17 protein-coding genes are annotated in these 18487 nt (G+C 60.1%); 2 read left to right on the top strand and 15 right to left on the bottom strand.

Features of this window, described 5'->3' with window-relative positions:
- Positions 1-3 precede the first annotated feature (3 nt).
- From FHT86_RS30385 to FHT86_RS30365, 5 genes are all read right to left on the bottom strand, one after another.
- A complete protein-coding gene (locus FHT86_RS30385; RefSeq protein WP_133710618.1) occupies positions 4-390 on the bottom strand; it encodes a hypothetical protein in 387 nt (128 codons plus the stop codon).
- On the bottom strand, positions 390-1337 hold the full coding sequence (locus FHT86_RS30380) for a phosphatidate cytidylyltransferase (RefSeq protein WP_133710617.1): 948 nt from the start codon (positions 1335-1337) through the stop codon (positions 390-392). The genes FHT86_RS30385 and FHT86_RS30380 overlap by 1 nt, the downstream gene beginning before the upstream one ends.
- Positions 1334-1978, bottom strand: coding sequence for a lysophospholipid acyltransferase family protein (locus FHT86_RS30375; protein WP_133710652.1), 645 nt, complete (start codon positions 1976-1978; stop codon positions 1334-1336). The genes FHT86_RS30380 and FHT86_RS30375 overlap by 4 nt, the downstream gene beginning before the upstream one ends.
- 226 nt (positions 1979-2204) lie before the next feature.
- A complete protein-coding gene (gene serA / locus FHT86_RS30370) occupies positions 2205-3800 on the bottom strand; it encodes a phosphoglycerate dehydrogenase (protein WP_133710616.1) in 1596 nt (531 codons plus the stop codon).
- Positions 3801-3947: 147 nt separating this feature from the next.
- Positions 3948-5126: a phosphoserine transaminase gene (locus FHT86_RS30365; RefSeq protein WP_133710615.1), complete on the bottom strand. Its 1179-nt coding sequence runs from the start codon at positions 5124-5126 to the stop codon at positions 3948-3950.
- Between the two features lie 259 nt (positions 5127-5385).
- Here FHT86_RS30365 and FHT86_RS30360 point away from each other — a divergent pair, with 259 nt between their 5' ends.
- On the top strand, positions 5386-6180 hold the full coding sequence (locus tag FHT86_RS30360; protein WP_246779729.1) for a glycosyltransferase family 25 protein: 795 nt from the start codon (positions 5386-5388) through the stop codon (positions 6178-6180).
- A gap of 9 nt (positions 6181-6189) precedes the next feature.
- Here the strand turns inward: FHT86_RS30360 and FHT86_RS30355 are convergent, their stop codons facing one another.
- Positions 6190-7020, bottom strand: coding sequence for an outer membrane protein (locus FHT86_RS30355; RefSeq protein WP_183868965.1), 831 nt, complete (start codon positions 7018-7020; stop codon positions 6190-6192).
- Positions 7021-7271: 251 nt separating this feature from the next.
- Entirely contained in the window at positions 7272-8126 is an 855-nt protein-coding gene (locus tag FHT86_RS30350) for an outer membrane protein (protein WP_133710613.1), read from the bottom strand.
- 322 nt (positions 8127-8448) lie between these two features.
- Here FHT86_RS30350 and FHT86_RS30345 point away from each other — a divergent pair, with 322 nt between their 5' ends.
- Positions 8449-9003: an SH3 domain-containing protein gene (locus FHT86_RS30345; protein WP_133710612.1), complete on the top strand. Its 555-nt coding sequence runs from the start codon at positions 8449-8451 to the stop codon at positions 9001-9003.
- 188 nt (positions 9004-9191) lie between these two features.
- Here FHT86_RS30345 and glmM read toward each other — a convergent pair whose 3' ends face one another.
- From glmM to FHT86_RS30310, 8 genes are all read right to left on the bottom strand, one after another.
- Positions 9192-10544, bottom strand: a complete 1353-nt coding sequence (gene glmM, locus FHT86_RS30340) for a phosphoglucosamine mutase (RefSeq protein WP_133710611.1) — start codon at positions 10542-10544, stop codon at positions 9192-9194.
- 467 nt (positions 10545-11011) lie between these two features.
- Positions 11012-11236, bottom strand: a complete 225-nt coding sequence (locus FHT86_RS38235; RefSeq protein WP_133710610.1) for a GDCCVxC domain-containing (seleno)protein — start codon at positions 11234-11236, stop codon at positions 11012-11014.
- 202 nt (positions 11237-11438) lie between these two features.
- Positions 11439-13382, bottom strand: coding sequence for an ATP-dependent zinc metalloprotease FtsH (gene ftsH / locus FHT86_RS30335; protein WP_133710609.1), 1944 nt, complete (start codon positions 13380-13382; stop codon positions 11439-11441).
- 124 nt (positions 13383-13506) lie between these two features.
- Positions 13507-14832: a tRNA lysidine(34) synthetase TilS gene (gene tilS, locus FHT86_RS30330; protein ID WP_133710608.1), complete on the bottom strand. Its 1326-nt coding sequence runs from the start codon at positions 14830-14832 to the stop codon at positions 13507-13509.
- Positions 14833-14837: 5 nt separating this feature from the next.
- A complete protein-coding gene (gene ybgF, locus FHT86_RS30325) occupies positions 14838-15905 on the bottom strand; it encodes a tol-pal system protein YbgF (protein ID WP_133710607.1) in 1068 nt (355 codons plus the stop codon).
- A gap of 161 nt (positions 15906-16066) precedes the next feature.
- Positions 16067-16600, bottom strand: a complete 534-nt coding sequence (gene pal / locus FHT86_RS30320) for a peptidoglycan-associated lipoprotein Pal (protein WP_133710606.1) — start codon at positions 16598-16600, stop codon at positions 16067-16069.
- A 153-nt stretch (positions 16601-16753) separates the two neighbouring features.
- Positions 16754-18058: a Tol-Pal system beta propeller repeat protein TolB gene (tolB, locus tag FHT86_RS30315; protein ID WP_133710605.1), complete on the bottom strand. Its 1305-nt coding sequence runs from the start codon at positions 18056-18058 to the stop codon at positions 16754-16756.
- A 20-nt stretch (positions 18059-18078) separates the two neighbouring features.
- Positions 18079-18486 (bottom strand): hypothetical protein, encoded by a 408-nt coding sequence (locus FHT86_RS30310; RefSeq protein ID WP_133710604.1) that lies wholly within the window; start codon positions 18484-18486, stop codon positions 18079-18081.
- Position 18487: the final 1 nt, after the last annotated feature.

Genomic DNA, 18487 nt, shown 5'->3' with positions numbered 1-18487 from the left:
TACCTAACGCCTCCCGCCGGAAATCGAATAATTGTAGATCGCCGCATAGCTGGTCGAGACCAGCAGCGGCACCGCGATGGTCTTCAATATCTCCGGCGTGCCGCTGAGGGCATGGATCGTCACCAATATGCCGGTAGAGCCGAGACAAGCGATCAATGGCGGCGCCCAGAGAGCCGTAAAGCCGCTGAACCGTTTCGACAGCGCTTCGACCACCGATTTCAGAAACAGCGTCAGGCAGGCCGACAGAATGCCCTGAACGACACCGGCGACCAACGGCCTCGGCATCGGATGCAGGCGGTTGGCAAAGACGGCCCAGCCGCCCATGGCGAGGAAGGCGAAAAGCACGTGCACGATGCTGCTGCCGGCAAGCGACCTCACCCGCGCCGTCATCACTGCGACCACCAGTAGCGGACGAGATGGAAGAAAATCGGTGCGGAGAAGACGACGGAATCCAGCCGGTCGATCAGTCCGCCATGACCTTCGATCAGGTGCCCCCAGTCCTTGACACCGCGATCCCTTTTGATGGCCGACATCACCAGCCCGCCGAAGAAGCCCATAAGGGTAATCACGAAAGCAAGCAGGCCTGCCTGCAGCGGAGTGAACGGGGTGATCCACCAAAGCGCTGCGCCAATCAACGTCGCGCTGACGACTCCGCCGACAAACCCCTCGACTGTCTTCGATGGTGACAGCTTTGGCGCAATCTTGTGGCGGCCGAACAGCTTGCCCCAGACATATTGCAGGACATCGCTGAGCTGCACGACGATGACGAGGAACGCGATCAAGAGGACGTTGCGTCCCTCATAGCCGGGTATATGCAGGGTAAGCAATGCAGGCACATGCGAGGCGCAGAAGACGCAGATCATCAGCGCCCACTGCACCTCGGCGATGCGGATCAGGAAGCGCTCGGTATCGCCGCGCAAGACCGCAATGATCGGCATGAAGAGGAATGCATAGACCGGGATAAAGATCGAGAAGATGCCGTATTCCTCGGCCCAGAGCAGATAATATTGCAGCGGCAGCGCGACGAAGAATGCGGCGGCGAGCGCCCAATGGTCGGCGCGCCTGGTGTTGGTGAGCGTGATGAATTCGCGCAGCGCCGCAAAGGAGCAGAAGGCGAAGAGCAGGATGACGCCGGTACGGCCCGCCAGAAAGGCGATGCCGATCAGGATCACCATCGCCCACCACGCCTTGATGCGGGCATTGAGGTTTTCGATCGCTGCGTTGGACCCATCCGGCGACAGGCGGCGCTGCAGAACATACCCGATGACGGATGCGACGATCAGGACGCCAAAGATGCCGAGGACAAGGTGAATCAGATCGGAGCTCGCCGCACTCATTCGCCATTCCCCACTTGTTTGGGAGAGAGAGCTAGCAGTGCCGATTGCGTCCGCGCGAGAAAATCCGCCTTCTCTTCGTCTGGGCCGATACGCAGTGCGCTGCCGAAGGTCACTGTACAGATCAACGGAATGGGCACGAACTCGCCCTTGGGCATGACACGGTTGAGATTGTTGATCCAGACGGGAACGAGATCGATATCGGGGCGCATCTTCGCCAGATGAAACAGCCCGCTCTTGAATGGTTGCAGGGGCGCGTCCGTCAAATTTCGCGTGCCTTCCGGAAACAGGATCAATGAAGAGCCGGCATCGATGGCGGCGGCCATCTGCGCGATCGGATCTTCCGTCCGCGCCTCGCGATCCCGTTCGATAAGCACGGCGTTGAATACGTCGCGGCCAATGAAGCTGTTCAGCTTCGATTTCAGCCAATAGTCGGCGCCGGCGACCGGACGTGTTCGCTGTCGCAGCCGCGGCGGAAGCACCGCCCAGATAAGGATGAAATCACCATGGCTGGAGTGATTGGCGAAATAGATGCACCGTCCCGACGGTACGCCGCTTTCCGGCCAGATCGCCCTCACGGCGGTGATGGCACGCGCAAACAGCACGATCGCAACCGCGGCCGGTTTCGCGAGCCAAGCCGTCATAGGCTTGGCCATAATTCCCTCAAAACTGTTCCCTTGTGACGCCCCCATGACAAAGAGATAGGCATGTTTGAAGAGGGCCGATAGCCTGAGGTTCGGACTTATCCACAGGCCGATGGAAGGTGATAGCCCAGGTGGTGCACGTTTCGGCGAAAAGCCAGTTGGCAACGAAAAACCCGGCGCAGTTTCCTGCACCGGGCTCGCATGTCGCTCTTGGGAGGAGCAATGTTTAGTCGACGTTGAACACCAGCGGCTTTGCCTGGCGGATCGCCTGATGAGCGGTCAGCTTGGCCAGAACCTCATCATTGATCGGACCGTCGACGTAAAGGAGCGCGATGGCATCGCCGCCCTGCTTGTCCCGGCCGAGCTGGAAGTTGGCGATGTTGACGTCGGCCGCACCGAGCGTCGTGCCGATGAAGCCGATCATGCCGGGAACGTCGGTATTGGCGATGTAGACCATGTGGCTGCCCACGTCGGCGTCGAGATTGATGCCCTTGATCTGGATGAAGCGCGGCTTGCCGTCGGAGAAGACGGTGCCTGCAATCGAGCGCGTCATGCTGTCGGTGGTGACCGTCAGCTTGATGTAGCCGTCATAGACGCCGGTCTTGTCGCGCTTGACCTCGGCGAGCACGATGCCCTTTTCCTTGATCATGATCGGCGCCGAAACCATGTTGACGTCGGCAACCTGGGTGCGGATGAGGCCAGCCAGCAGCGCGCTCGTCAGCGCCTTAGTGTTCATACCGGCGGTAACGCCGTCATAGAGGATCTCGATTTCCTTGATCGGATCTTCCGTTACCTGGCCCACGAAGGCGCCGAGAACGTCGGAGAGCTTGATGAATGGCTTCAGGATCGGCGCTTCCTCAGCGGTGATCGAGGGCATGTTGATGGCGTTGGATACCGCACCCTTGACGAGATAGTCCGACATCTGCTCGGCCACCTGCAGAGCGACATTCTCCTGCGCTTCCGTGGTCGAAGCGCCGAGATGCGGCGTGCAGACGACGTTCGGCAGGCCGAATAGCGGGCTTTCCTTGGCGGGCTCGACTTCGAACACGTCGAAGGCAGCACCGGCGACATGGCCGGACTTGATGGCGCCGGCAAGGGCCGCCTCATCCACCAGGCCGCCGCGGGCGCAGTTGATGATGCGCACGCCCGGCTTCGTCTTGGCGAGAGCGTCGGCGTCAATGATGTTGCGCGTCTTGTCGGTCAGCGGGACGTGCAGCGTGATGAAATCGGCGCGGGCGAAGAGTTCATCGAGCTCGACCTTGACGACGCCCATTTCCTCGGCGCGTTCCTTGGAGAGGAACGGGTCATAGGCAACGACATGCATCTTCAGGCCGATGGCACGGGCAATGACGATGGAGCCGATGTTTCCCGCGCCAATGACGCCGAGCGTCTTGCCGGTGATTTCGACACCCATGAACTTCGATTTTTCCCACTTGCCGGCCTGGGTCGAAGCGTCGGCGGACGGAAGCTGGCGGGCGACGGCGAACATCAGTGCGATGGCGTGTTCGGCGGTCGTGATCGAGTTGCCGAAGGGCGTATTCATGACGATGATACCGCGACGCGAGGCTGCCGGAATATCAACATTGTCGACACCGATGCCGGCGCGGCCGACGACCTTGAGATTGGCAGCCGCTTCGATGATCTTCTCCGTCACCTTGGTGGCGGAACGGATGGCGAGGCCGTCATAATTGCCGATGATTTCGAGCAGTTTGTCCTTATCCTTGCCGAGCTGCGGCTGGAAATCGACTTCGACGCCGCGATCGCGAAAGATCTGGACGGCGGTTTCCGACAATTCGTCGGATACGAGAACGCGAGGTGCCATGGAGGCCTCCTGAGAATGGGGTCAGCGACGATGAGCAATTCCAGGAAAAGTGCGGAGCGGTTTTCCGTCCGGAATTGCATGAAAGCAAAAAGATAATTCGGGATGCTGGGCTCCGCCCTCTTGGCGGAGCCTGTGGACGCTATGATCTCAGGCTGCGGCCTGGGAGAGCGTCGCCTTCTGCGTTTCGAAGGCCCAGGAAAGCCAGGGCATCAGCTTCTGCATATCGGCGGTTTCGATCGTCGCACCCGCCCAGATGCGCAGGCCCGACGGCGCGTCACGGTAGTGGCCGACGTCATAGGCAACGCCTTCCTTTTCGAGGAGCGCGACCAGACCCTTGGCGAAGTTCGCCTGGCCATCCTCATCGAGAGCAGCGACCTGGCTGTCTACGATCTTCAGGCAGACGGAGGTATTGGATTGCGTTTCCACCTTGGCTGCAAGATTGGCGATCCAATCGTTGGCGGCGACGAAGTCGTTGATGACCTTGGCGTTGGCATCGGCTCGGCCGATCAGCGCCGTCAGGCCACCGAGTTCCTTGGCCCAGAGAAGAGCGTCGAGATAGTCCTCGACGCAAAGCATCGACGGCGTATTGATCGTCTCGCCCTGGAAGATACCTTCCGTCAGCTTGCCGCCGCTCGTCATACGGAAAATCTTCGGCAGCGGCCAGGCCGGCGTATAGGTCAGCAGGCGCTCGACGGCGCGCGGCGAAAGGATGATGACGCCATGCGCGCCCTCGCCGCCCAAGACCTTCTGCCAGGAGAAGGTGACGACATCGAGCTTGGCAAAATCGAGGTTCTGCGCGAAAGCGGCCGAGGTGGCGTCGCAGATCGTCAGGCCCTTGCGGTCAGCCGGAATGAAATCGGCGTTCGGAACGCGGACGCCGGAGGTGGTGCCGTTCCAGGTAAAGACCACGTCACGGTCGAAATCGACGGTGGAAAGGTCGGGAAGCTCGCCGTAGCCCGCCTCAAGCTTACGGACGTCCTTAAGCTTGAGCTGCTTGACGACATCGGTCACCCAGCCGGCGCCGAAGCTTTCCCAGGCGAGCATATCGACACCGCGCTCTCCGAGCAGCGACCAGAGCGCCATTTCGACGGCGCCGGTATCAGAAGCCGGAACGATGCCAATGCGATAATCCGCAGGCACTTCCAGAATGTCTCGGGTAAGATCGATGGCCTGCTTCAGCTTAGCCTTACCGACCTTCGCGCGGTGCGAACGGCCAAGAGCCGCGTCGGAAAGAGCATCGAGCGTCCAACCGGGGCGCTTCGAGCAGGGGCCAGAAGAAAAATGGGTATTTTGCGGACGGATGTCCGGCTTGGCGAGCTTAGTCATGATGCTATCCTCTCAGATAGAAAGCTCCTCGTTGGGGAGGAGTGTCCCGCCGTCGGATATATTGGAAGCCGCCCGCCAGCGCAATAGGCAAAATGACCCGATGGACAACGCTTCACGAATTCGTGCAGGAATGATCCTGGCAGATAAGCCTCGCACAGCATAATTACGCTATGTTAGCCACACAAAAGTTGGCTTCTTTGCGGACACCCACCATATGTTAAGAGCGCTGAACGGATCTGCGCCGACAGATGAAGAACAAATGTCTTTAATGTATCAGACCATATTGTCCGAAAGCCTTCGCACGCCCGTGCAGCCACTGCCCGTCTATCTCATCAACATTGATCGAGCGGCGGACAGATTGGCGGAAATCCAGCGGCAGAGCGATCAATTCGGCATCAAGGTCGAGCGCGTCGGCGGCGTCGACGGCGCTCTTTTGCCGCAGGAGCAATGGATCGACGTCGATCACGATCGTTTCCAACGCCGGCACGGCAGGGTCATCCTGCCTGGCGAATATGGCTGCTACCGCAGCCACCTGATGGCGCTGCGTCAATTTCTGGCTGACGGCGGCGACTCGGCTGTCATCATCGAAGACGACATAGCGCTGGACGGCGATTTTCTTGCCCGCGCCATGGCGGCAAAAGAAGCTGCCCCGAATGCCGAGGTCATCAAGCTCATCAATCATCGCTGGGGCGGCTTCCGCGCTGCGACCCGCAGCCGCACGGGAGATGTGATTGGCCGCTGCCTCTTCGGCCCCCAGGGCTCGACAGCTTGCTATCTCGTGACGCGCAGCGGTGCGGAAAAGATCGTCAAGTCGCTCGCGGTCATGTCTCTCCCTTGGGACGTCGCCGTCGAGCGCGGTTGGGATATGCGCACATCCATCGTCACCACACGCGCAAACATCGTTGGCTTCAGCCCGCTACAGAGGACCACGATGATTGGCTGGCGCCGCGATTACCGCGCCGCGAAATCCGCCGCGTGGCGGCGCATCCCCGCGCATCTCTTCCGCACCCTGGATTTCTTCCGCCGCATCGCCTACGTGCTCACGACGCCGTAAGCAGCGATCCTACCACATGGTGATTCGCAAACCGATGCGGATCTCGTGTCGCGACAGGGCGCCGTCGCGGCCCATCGTGCCGCCGGCGCCGGCCGCCGCATCCGCAGCGGAATAGCCGAACATGTCGCCCCCAGCGATATGCGAGAAGCGATAACCAAGATCCAGCTTCACATTCGGGGTCACTTCATAGCCGACACCAGCCATCAAAGCATAGGTCATGCGCCAGTCGCTTTCGCCGGGATAACGCGTACTGACCGAAGCAGCGCCACCGCAACCGGAGACGCCGTCGACGCAGGAGCCGATCGTATTGACGCTGTTCCAGGAGACCCTGGTCGCGCCGAGGCCGGCACCGACATACGGCGTGAAGCCCGCGAGCGTGCCGAGATCGACATAACCGTTCACCATCAGGCTGCCGGCTTTAAAAGAGGAGCGCGCCTTTGTGGAGCAACCCGTGCCGCCTGCTCCGCCGGAGCACGGCGAAGCGCTTGATATGCGGCCATCGAAATCGCCGCTGAAATAGTCGCCGGTTAGATCGGCACGGAACAGGTCGTTGAACTGATAGCCAACGCCGAGACCACCCGAAAAATCGCCGCTGAAACGATCTGAATCGAAACGCCCGGCGCTGTAGTCGCCGCCGATGGGATCGTAAGTGCGGAAGGTCGTGTCATCGTGGCTGGCGTTGACGGCATAGCCGACATCGCCGCGCAAGTACCAGCCCCGGGCATCCTTGACGCTGACTTCGGGCATCTTGATCTCCGGCGGCAGACCGCCCGCAAAGGCAGTGCCCGCAAACGCGCTCGCCATCATCGCGGCCAGCGCCAAAGCGTCGAAACGGATCATTACCCCTCGCCTTCCAACCTCGGGCAGGTGCCCGCATTCCAAGCCGGCCGGCCCTTATCGTACCCACCGCTCCGACTCTCCGAGAAGAGAGACCGGGTCGGTCCACAGCCATTGTCATTTCATTAACCATAGGGAATTTGTGGTTAATGAAGGTTTAAGACGCGGTTGAATTGCTTAACGGCGACGGTAAAAAAAGCAAAAGCCGTCCGGGCGAACCGGACGGCTTTTCAATGGCTTGGACGTGAGGATGCTTACTTGTAGACCGGCTGCGGCTGGACCGGAATATCGGCCGGCGGCATGTAGCTGGCGGTCTGGCAGCCACCGAAGGTGTAGCGCGCGCCGATACGGGCTTCATGCAGGTTGAGGCCCTTGTCGTAACCGGGACCGCCGTTCTCGGCATAACCGAACATATCGCCGCCTTCGACATGGCGGAAGCGATAGCCGACATCGGCCTTCAGATTGCACGAGAGGTCGATGGAGGTACCGGCCATCAACGCGTAGGTGAAGCGCCAGCTACCACGGCCATTATGCGACACCGACTCGTCGCAGGAGTCCGGATTCGCGTCGGAGCAAGAGGTGTTCTTCAGGTTGCTCCATTTAACGTAGGTGCCGCCGAGACCACCGCCCACATAAGGCGTGAAGATGCCGTAGGTGCCGATATCGACATAGGCGTTGGCGAGCAAGCTATAGGCGGTCAACGACGCCACATCGCGGGAGGTCGCAGGCACCGCGGTGAAACCAGGGCCGCAGCCGCCGCAATCGCCGCGCGTCGAGCCCTTGAAATCAGACTTGAAGAGATAATCCAGCGTCACGTCCGTGCGCAGATAGTTGTTAACCTGGTAACCGACACCGCCGCCGAGCGTCAGATTGTCATCGAGGTTGGCACTATCGAAATCCTGCATGTTGGAGTTCGAGCCCTGGAAGTAGTTGGCGCCGCGCAGATTGGTGAAGGCATAACCCACATCGCCGCGCAGGTACCAGCCGCTCGACTGGCTGACGGCCACTTCCGGCGCCGGCTGCACCGGCTCCGGCGTATAGAGATCGGCTGAAAAAGCGGATGTGCCGAAAAGCAGAGCTGCAGCGGCCCCAATCAAAGTTTTCATCATGGCTTTGGCTCCAAATTTATTGCCATTGGCACGACAAACGCCTGCCAATCGAAAGACATGACATGGATAATGAATGATAAGGGTTAAAACCCGATTAACTACGAATATTTACTCTGTTTAGTTGCTGGCTATACTTGTTTTATACATTAGTAATTCATAAAACTAAGTTTATAAAATGGGAATGCCTTAGCCGATTTGGCTTTTCGCGTCACGGGGACGGAAGAGGACTCACAAGTCAAACTGTTCCCAGCTCATAAACCAATTGGCAATGACCGGGCCGTTACCATGACCGCAGCCGGGGCGTAAAATATGGAGGAAGTCATTGACTTACTTTCGCAATCTGGGTGCCGGCCTATGCCTCGCGCTTATCTTTCTGACAACCGCCGCCCTTGCCGGACCATTGCCGATAAAGCCCGTCGCAGCTACGAGCTGGGATAAGGGACGGGAGACGGGACTGCCGATTCCTCGCTACGTGTCTCTGAAAGCGTATAAAGCGCGTATGCGCGTCGGCCCGTCAACAATCTACCCTACCAAATGGATCTATATGAAACCCGGCCTGCCGCTGGAGATCATCGATGAATACGGCCATTGGCGACAAGTGCGCGATGATGTCGGCACCACCGGGTGGATGCACAGCGCACTTCTTTCAGGATTGCGTACGGCGGTTGTCGCACCGTGGCTGAAGACAAATGCGATGCTGCGCGGCAGCCCGGAAACAACGGCCGCACTCATCGCCGAACTGCAACCCGGCGTATTGCTGTCGCTACGCTCTTGCACCGGTGCCTGGTGTAGCGTCTCGGTACAGAAACATTCCGCAAGCGGCTATATCAGGCAGAACATGCTCTGGGGCGCCTATCCCGGCGAAATGTTTCGGTGATCTTCACGCGGCGTCGTGATGCTGGCGCCGAGGCCCGCAATCCGCATCTTATAGCAGACAAACCTTGCCGAAGACCTCCCTTGCCGATCGCCAGGAGTGATACTGCAGGTCGTTTCCCTCAACAATGTAGCCGCCTCGATGAGGCGGCAGAGATCTCATGCCAATATTCTGATAGCCGGAAGCGCTAATCAGGCAGCGTTGCGAACGTTCGAGATCACATCGATCAGGCCGCCGACGATGCGTTCTATCTGGCCGCGGTCGTCTCCCTCCGCCATGACGCGGATCAGCGGCTCGGTGCCGGAAGGGCGGATGACAAGGCGGCCGTTGCGGGCCAGCTCATTTTCGGCATCAGCGATCGCCTTGCGCACATGATTGTCCTCCAACGGCTTGCCGCCGGAAATGCGGACATTGCGCAGCAGTTGCGGCACCGGTTCGAAACGGCGGCAGACTTCGCTGACTGGCTTGCCGGTGCGCTTGACCGCAGCCAGAATCTGCAGCGCCGCCACGAGGCCGTCGCCAGTCGTGCCGTAGTCGGAGAGCACGATATGGCCGGACTGCTCCCCGCCGACATTGTAATTGTGCTGACGCATATGCTCGACGACATAGCGGTCGCCGACCGCTGTGCGGGCAAGTGCCATGCCCTTGTCTTCCAGGAAGCGTTCCAGACCGAGATTGGACATCACGGTGGCGACGATGCCGTTGCCGCGCAGCATTTGGCTTTCGGCCCAGCTCTCGGCAATGACGGCCATCAGTTGGTCGCCATCGATGATCGTGCCGGTTTCGTCGACGATGATGACGCGATCTGCGTCGCCGTCGAGCGCAATACCGATATCGGCGCGTACCTCGTCCACCTTCTTCTGCAGCGCTACCGGGCTGGTGGAGCCGCAATTGAGATTGATATTGGTGCCGTTCGGCTCGTTGCCGATGGTAACGACATCGGCGCCGAGTTCCCACAGCACAGCCGGCGCGACCTTGTAAGCGGCACCATTGGCGCAGTCGATGGCGATGCGCAGGCCCTGCAGCGTCACATCGCGCGGCAATGTACGCTTGGCATGTTCGATATAGCGGTCATGCACGCCGTCGACGCGCTTGGCACGGCCGATGTTCTCGGACTTGGCGAGATGCGCCGTCATGTCCTTTTCCAGCAGATCCTCGATTTTCGTTTCGAGATCATCGGACAGCTTGTAGCCATCGGGGCCGAAAAGCTTGATGCCGTTGTCTTCGTAAGGATTATGCGAAGCGGAGATCATCACGCCGATATCGGCGCGTAGCGACCGTGTCAGCATAGCGACAGCGGGCGTCGGGATAGGGCCGAGAACGAAGGCATCGACACCGGCTGCGGTGAAGCCCGCCACCATGGCGTTTTCCAGCATATAGCCGGAGAGACGCGTATCCTTGCCGATGACCACCCGATGGCGGTGGCTGCCCCGATGGAAGATCGTGCCGGCGGCGATGCCCACGCGCATGGCGAGATCCGGCGTCATCGGATAGATATTGGATTGCCCGCGGATTCCGTCCGTACCGAAATAGCGACGTTTCATATGCACTCCCGTGATTGCGGCGTCCCTCTGAGGGACTGCGGCATCCCGTTCACCTCCCCAGAATTCCATGGGCGGCGCGAACATCGATGCTTGAGGCTCATGCCATAGATTGCAAGACTCGGCACTTAAATTACCAAGAAAGCGTATTACAACGCGTTACCGTTAATAAGCACTAAAAAAGGCCAACTTCCCAATGAAACGGAACTGGCCTCCTAGTCTATCGGCGTAAATACGTTAGCCGTTGGTACGGCGGCGGTGGAAGTCCTGACCATTCTCAAGCGTCCTTGCTCACACTTTGCCAGATCCAGAAACACTCCTAAGCCAGGTCCCAACAGCCGGCGCACAGGATTCCAAGATCGGCGGCCTTGAACCAGTCTTTACTCCAACCATCGTGCAGCAGAGCCCACAGGCTTGGCGCCAGGCCCTTCCCGACCGAAGCACCCTTGATCAACGTGGCGTCACGCCGATCAACAGCAGCTGCCTTGCCCGCCTTGAGCCTGGATCGGCGGGCAAGGAACGGTTCCGAACGAGCAAAACACACAACAATCGCCCGCCTTCGGCCGAAGGATGGCACCGCAGCTCTTGCACTCATAGAAATACAGGCAGGCGTCGGTTGGCATCGTTTCGGTCGCCTTGAAGCGGCAGATCGGACAGGTAATCGTTGAGCTGAGGATCACGGATGCTTCACTCATGGAAATATCCGATCAGCAGTAGGGCAATGCCCCGTCATCGACATCGCAAGCCATACATAGCGACCACTCAATTTCGATGTTCGGGCCATCAACAGTACCGACCTCGGCTTCTGTTCGTTACCCCAACCATCAAGAAAAAGGCCAGCTCCCTGTTGAAAGGAGAACTGGCCTCTTCGCCTACATGGTCAATCGGCTCCCTGCCTCAGCGTGGCTGCGGTTCGAAACCGCCTTCGGGCTCGTCACCCTTGGTGCCAAGCGAGCCGTCCTTCTTGGCGCCGGTCTTCGGCACGGCCGAGCCCCGGCTAGGAGGCGTATCGTCTCCGAGATCGCGGGCAGGCTTTTCGCCGCGAATCAGTGCCTTGATTTCTTCACCGGTCAGCGTTTCGTATTCGAGCAGGCCTTCGGCCAGTGCCACGAACTCGTCGTGCTTGGTGGTGATGATGTCCATGGCCTGTCTGTAAGCCTGGTCGATCAGACGGCGGACTTCGTTGTCGATCTTCTGGGCGGTCGCCTCAGAAACATTCTTCGACTGCGATACGGAGTGGCCGAGGAAGACTTCCTGTTGGTTTTCACCATAGGCCACCTGACCGAGTTCGTCGGAGAAGCCCCATTGCGTGACCATGGCGCGGGCAAGCTTGGTAGCCTGCTCGATATCCGAGGAGGCGCCGGAGGTGATGTTCTCCTTGCCGAAGGTCAGCTCTTCCGCGACGCGGCCGCCCATCATGATGCAGAGGCGCGACACCATCCACTTGTAGCTCATCGAATAGCGGTCGCCCTCGGGAAGCTGCATGACCATGCCGAGCGCGCGGCCGCGCGGAATGATGGTCGCCTTGTGCAGCGGATCGGCGACGGCAACATTGAGAGCCGTGATCGCATGGCCTGCTTCGTGATAGGCGGTGAGCTTCTTTTCCGCTTCGGTCATGGCCGAAGAGCGGCGCTCGGCGCCCATCATGATCTTGTCCTTGGCGTCCTCGAACTCCTGCATAGTGACCAGGCGCTTGTTGCGCCGTGCCGCCATCAACGCTGCTTCGTTGACGAGGTTCATCAGGTCGGCGCCCGAAAAACCCGGCGTACCGCGTGCCAGAACCTTGAGATCGACGTTCGGAGCCAGCGGAACGTTGCGCGCATGCACCTTGAGGATGCGCTCGCGGCCGACGATGTCCGGGTTCGGCACGACGACCTGGCGGTCGAAGCGGCCTGGACGCAAGAGCGCCGGGTCGAGAACGTCAGGGCGGTTGGTGGCTGCAATGAGGATGATGCCCTCATTGGCCTCGAAACCGTCCATCTCGACCAGCAACTGGTTCAGCGTCTGCTCGCGTTCATCGTTACCGCCGCCGAGACCGGCGCCACGATGGCGGCCGACGGCGTCGATTTCGTCGATGAAGATGATGCAGGGCGCATTCTTCTTGGCCTGTTCGAACATATCGCGGACGCGGCTTGCGCCGACACCGACAAACATTTCAACGAAGTCGGAACCGGAAATGGTGAAGAACGGCACATTGGCTTCGCCGGCAATGGCGCGCGCCAGCAGCGTCTTGCCGGTGCCGGGAGGGCCGACAAGCAGAACACCGCGTGGGATACGACCACCGAGACGCTGGAACTTCTGCGGATCACGCAGGAATTCAACGATTTCCTCTAGATCCTGCTTGGCTTCGTCGACACCGGCGACGTCATCGAAGGTGACGCGGCCATGCGCCTCGGTCAAAAGCTTGGCCTTGGACTTGCCGAAGCCCATCGCACCGCGCGAGCCACCCTGCATTTGTCGCATGAAGAACAGCCAGACACCGAGGATCAGGAGCATCGGCAGCAGCGTGCCGAGATAGCTCAGGAAGCTCGAGGACCCATCCGATTCCGGGCGGCCGACAATGTTGACGTTCTTGCTTTGCAGGCGTTCAAGCAGGCTGTCGTCCACGACCGGAGCATAGGTCTGGAAGGGTGTCCCATTTTCGACATAGCTGCCGACCACGCGATTGCCGGTGACGGTGACGTCACGGACGCGGCCTGAATCAACTTCCCGGAGGAACTGCGAATATGGAATTTCCCTGGAGCCTGTTTGTGCCGGCGCGTTCTGGAACATACTGAACAGGGCAATCAATAGCAGAGCTATGATTGCCCACAGAGCGAAATTACGAAAATTAGGGTTCATCGAACTCCCCAGCACTGAAACTTCCGCCGTCGAACGGCGGCATTACTTGATCCCTAACATAGGGTTGCGCCAAGCCCTTGCCAAGGCAAACCGCATCGTCACACGCTTTTTCCGTCAATTAGTCTCAAAGCGGCGGCCGCATATAGGGTTCCCGGCCAAAGCAAGCCGCCAACCGATCCGCATATGTGAGATCGAATCGTGTCAAAAAGCGGTCGAAAGGCGCGAGATAAGGCGCAATCGTGGCAGATACGGCGTTCCCCTCATCTCCGCCGACCACGCGCGGCAGCACCGCCCGTGCGCGCTGCAAGGCACCTTTCGGCAACCCCTCCGGAAACTCCGCCATACCGCTCGACCCCGCCGCCTCGATGCGGATGCCTGTCGGACGGTGATTGACGATCCGAAAGCGGCCGTCCCATACACCATCGGCTCCTGAGGCAAGCACAAGCGGCTGGATATCACGGCTTTCGCGCATGAGATAAAGCCCGTCCCGGCGCAGGTCGAAAAGGACCCCGCCTGCCGTGCGCCGCCCCGGCCTGCCCTCGCCGATGAAATCCAGGATGCGGCGCATCCGTTCGCGGCCCGGCCCGTAGGGTTCACCGCCGAATACGGCAGCGAGATAGGACAGCGCATAGGAGCGCACAACCTCATCGGCGGCCAGCGCATCCCGGCTGACGGCGCAGAGTACGTTCGCATGAACAGTCACATATCTATCGAGCCACGCAGCGGCTTCCGTCGAGAGCGCCGCGCGAGCCGTACCACCACCATCCGGCGCGGAGGGCGACGCGGCATCCTGCGCCAAGCTCTTTCGCGTACGCACGCGCTCGTAGCGGACATCCTCATTGCTCGGATCGTCCAGCCAGGACATGCCGCGCCGCGTGAGATAGGCGCGAATATCCGCCCGCCGGCAGGCGAGAAACGGTCTGACGATCCACAGGCGCCGGTCGAAGAGCATGGCATCGGCAATGCCGGTGCCGGCTCCGCCCTCACCTTCGCTCAAACGTGCAGCGCGCATCGCCAACGTCTCGCGCTGGTCATCAAAGGTATGAGCGGTGACGACAGCGCTGGCAGAGACCTCCGCCGCGATATCGGCAAGCAGCCCATAACGCGCCTCGCGGGCGGCGGCCATGATGCCGTTTTTCGGCTTCTCACCCTGCCAGCGACGAACGATATGGGGCACGCCAAGCGATGCGCAGACGGCGGCGACATGGCGCGTTTCATCGGCAGACTCTGCCCGCAATCCATGATCGATGGTGGCGGCGAAAAGGGAGACGTTTGTAATCGGGAAGAGTTTCAGCTGTTCGGCAAGAGCGGCCAGAAGGCCGGTGGAATCGCTACCGCCGGAAATGGCGACCAGAATATGGGCGGGCTTGAAAAGGGAATGAATAAAATCGGCCGCTGCAACCTCTGGCATTTGGGCTGTGGCAGCGCCAGTCACAGCGTCATTGGACATCGGAATCAGCAGGCAAGGCGCTTCTGTTCACTGGCCACCTTGTTGGAAACGGCCTTCGAAGCCTTCGGATAACGCTTGGTCACTTCGCGCAGCGTCGCGCAGGCGGTGTCCTTGTTGTCGAGGGCGGCGAGCGACATACCAAGCTTCAAAAGCATCTCCGGCGCCTTTTCGGAGGTGCCGTATTTCTGATGTGCGTTCAGGAAAGTCTTGGCAGCATCATTGTATTTGCCCTGCGAATAAAGCGCTTCACCAAGCCAGAAGTTGGCATCGGCCGCCCGGGCGCTATTCGGATAGCTGTCGATATATTGGCGAAACTCCTGTTCGGCGACACCGTAGTCGCCGGACAGGACGTGGCCGTAAGCCGCTTTATATTGATCGCCTTCGCTGCCAAGCGAGGCGGTCTGCGTTGAAGAGCCTGCGGCGGGCGCAGCTCCCGAACCATTGTTGGTGCGCGTCGCGGTTGCGCCCACCTGTTTGCCGCTCTGATCGAACTGGATCGAGCCGAGCTGGGTCGGCGGCTTGCCGGGGCCACCGCTCTGTTGCGCGGTATCCGGTGTATCGCTGCCTTGCGAATCGCTGATGACGCCGGCGATGTCGTCCTGTTGTTGACCGCCACCTGCGCCCTGGGCCGGGACGTCGGCTTCGCTCTTCTTCATCGAACCGCCGCCGATCGTCGTCGTGCCGCCACCGCCGGTGCTGCCCGCACCGCTGCCGCCTCCACCGCCGCGTTTTTCCAGCTGCTGGAAGCGGAATTCATTGTCCTCCTGCGTCTTGCGTATCTGCTCCTGCATCTGCAGCAACTGGTAGCTCATCTCTTCGACGCGGCCGTTCAACTGGCGCATCTGGTCTTCAAGCTGCTGCAAACGGACTTCGGCATCGCTGCTTTGAACGTTGACGACAGGTGCTTGTTCGAACTGTCCCTGACTCTGGGGAACCGTATTGTTCGGAACGGCCTGTTCCGGAGCGCTGCGACCACCCAGATGAAGTCCGAAAAGCGATAAGGCAGAGGCGTCACGCTCACTACCGGCGACGGCGGCGAGACAAAGCAAGCTCGCCACGACAAGTTTTCTCATATGGATCATCCTGTCCCATTGATTCTTCGCGCACTTGGGCACGAACAGGAGATTTTTACAATTGATCTCAAAAAGCAACGGAGTTCGGCCAAAGTGTGGTCAAAAAAGTAAAGGCGGCCACAAGGGCCGCCTTTGTGCATTTTGACCGGAATTCCGGCTTATCAGGAACCTGCGCCGTTGAGCACGGTGACGGCGCGACGGTTCTGCGACCAGCAGGAAATATCGTCGCAAGTGGCGACCGGGCGTTCCTTGCCATAGGAAATCGTCTTCATGCGCTGAGCCGGAACGCCACGCGAAGCGAGGTAGTCCTTGGCGGCGGAAGCGCGACGAGCACCGAGAGCCAGGTTGTATTCGCGCGTACCGCGTTCGTCGGCATGACCTTCGACGGTGATCGAATAATTCGGATAACGAGCAAGCCACTGAGCCTGACGATCGAGCGTCTGGGAGGCATCGGCGCGGATCGACGAGCTATCGGTATCGAAGAAGATGCGGTCGCCAACGTTAACCGTGAAATCCTGCGGCGAGCCCGGAGCGGCATTGCCGGCACCATTGAGGCCAAGGCCATTGGCATCGTTCGGCAAGCCCTTTTTGGAGGCGCAGCCGGCAAGCGAAAGGCCGACGAAAAGCGCGATCATGATCGGGTTGCGAGCGAGGTTTTGCATATGGCCAACGGCCGGGGTTGCGATGCGGCTCATTGCCGGTCTCTCCTTAAAGTCTCTATCAGGGTTGCCAGACTGTAACCGGGTTCGGTTAATCCGATTCCAACAAATATGGTTAATGATGTCCTAAAATTGTCCCAAACTGGCTCAGTCACAGGACTTTGGGGCGATAAAGTGACGCGCCCCGCACTACTCGAGGAGGGGCGACCAGGCCGGGTCGGAGGCGAAGCCCGGGGTCGGGATCTTCTGCTCGTTATAGCCCGTCAGATCGATCGAAAAGAGCTGCGGACCGCTGGAACCGGCCGGTTCGCGGAAGAACATGATGACGCGGCCATTCGGCGCCCAGGTCGGGCCTTCATTGTGAAAGCCCGACGTCAGCAGGCGTTCGCCCGAACCGTCCGGCTTCATGACGCCGATCGAGAATGTCTGGCCAGCCTGCTTGGTGAAGGCGATGAGATCGCCGCGCGGCGACCAGACCGGCGTGGAGTACGAACCGTCGCCGAACGAGACGCGGTGCTGGTTGGAACCATCGGCATTCATGACGTAGATCTGCTGCTTGCCGCCGCGGTCGCTTTCGAAGGCGATCTGCGTACCGTCAGGCGAATAGGACGGCGAGGTATCGATAGCCGCCGTCGAGGTCAGGCGGGTCGTGGTGCGCGAACGCAGGTCCATCGTATAGATGTTGGCGTTGCCTTCCTGCTGCAGGCTCATGATCACGCGCTGGCCGTCCGGCGAGAAGCGCGGCGAGAAGGTCATGCCGGGGAAGTTGCCGACCACTTCGCGCTGTCCGGTTTCCAGCTGCAACAAGTAGACGCGCGGCTGCTGGTTGGCGAAAGACATGTAGGTGACTTCCTGCCGGTTCGGCGAGAAGCGCGGTGTCAGCACGAGGTCGCTGCCGTCCGTAAGCATGCGGACGTTGAAGCCGTCTTGGTCCATGATGCCGAGCTGAGTCTTGCGGGCTGTCTTCGGGCCGCTTTCGGCGACGAAGACGACACGGGTGTCGAAATAGCCCTTCTCGCCGGTGATCTTCTCATAGATCGCGTCGGCGATGATGTGGGCAACGCGCCGCCAGTTGTCCGGCTGCGCATAGAACTGCTGTCCGATCATCTGGCTGTTGCCATAGGTGTCCCACAGGCGGAACTCGGCGCGAAGGCGGCCACCCTCCTGTGTCACCCGGCCGGTCACGAGCGCCTGTGCGTTGATCGCCGTCCAGTCCTGAAAGCGCGGCGTGGCATCCGGATTGCTGATCTTCTCGATGAAGGCCTGCTTGTTGACCGGAGCGAACAGACCGGACCGTTGCAGGTCGGCAGCAATGACGCCCGAAATCTGCGCGCCCACGCCATCGTTCGACAGAAGATCGGTGATGGCGATCGGCATGGGCTGGACGTTGCCCTTGTTGATGTTGAGTTCGACTACGGCGTAGGCGGGCGTGATAAAGGCCGCCATCATGCCCGTCAGCACCAACAGGAGGCGAATGAGGGATGTTCTGATCATATGTGCCAAGCCTTTCAGCATTAAAGCCCTAGGTCGCCGGCTTCGAAGTGCATCGTCACTTCTTTCCAGTCGGCATATTTATCGAGTGGCAGGTTCTTGAAGGGAGCCGCATTGACAACCGCGCGGTAAGCGCTGTTTGCAAGTGCGGTGCGGGTCGCCACGGGGCCGCCGGACGCTGTCACATCTGGCTGTCCGAGGATCCGACCGGATTGGTCGAGCTTCAGCCTCACCCGAACGTGCACCTGGTCCGCGCCGTCCAGTCCGGGAACGACAAGCCATTTGCTGGCAACCTGATCGCGTATTTCGGTAAAGGCGGCGTCGTGCTTGTGATCTGGGTGTTTCGCAGGCGGTTCCGCAGCAAAAGCGGGTCCAGCTAAAGCGGTTGCAAAAGCGACGGCCGCCAGCCGACAGCGACTAGATGTAAGCATG

It is taken from the genome of Rhizobium sp. BK313 (assembly GCF_014193655.1).
In the GTDB taxonomy this organism is placed as follows: domain Bacteria; phylum Pseudomonadota; class Alphaproteobacteria; order Rhizobiales; family Rhizobiaceae; genus Rhizobium.
The sequence above is the reverse complement of the archived record's forward strand: the minus strand, read 5'-3'. Positions and strand labels throughout refer to the sequence as shown.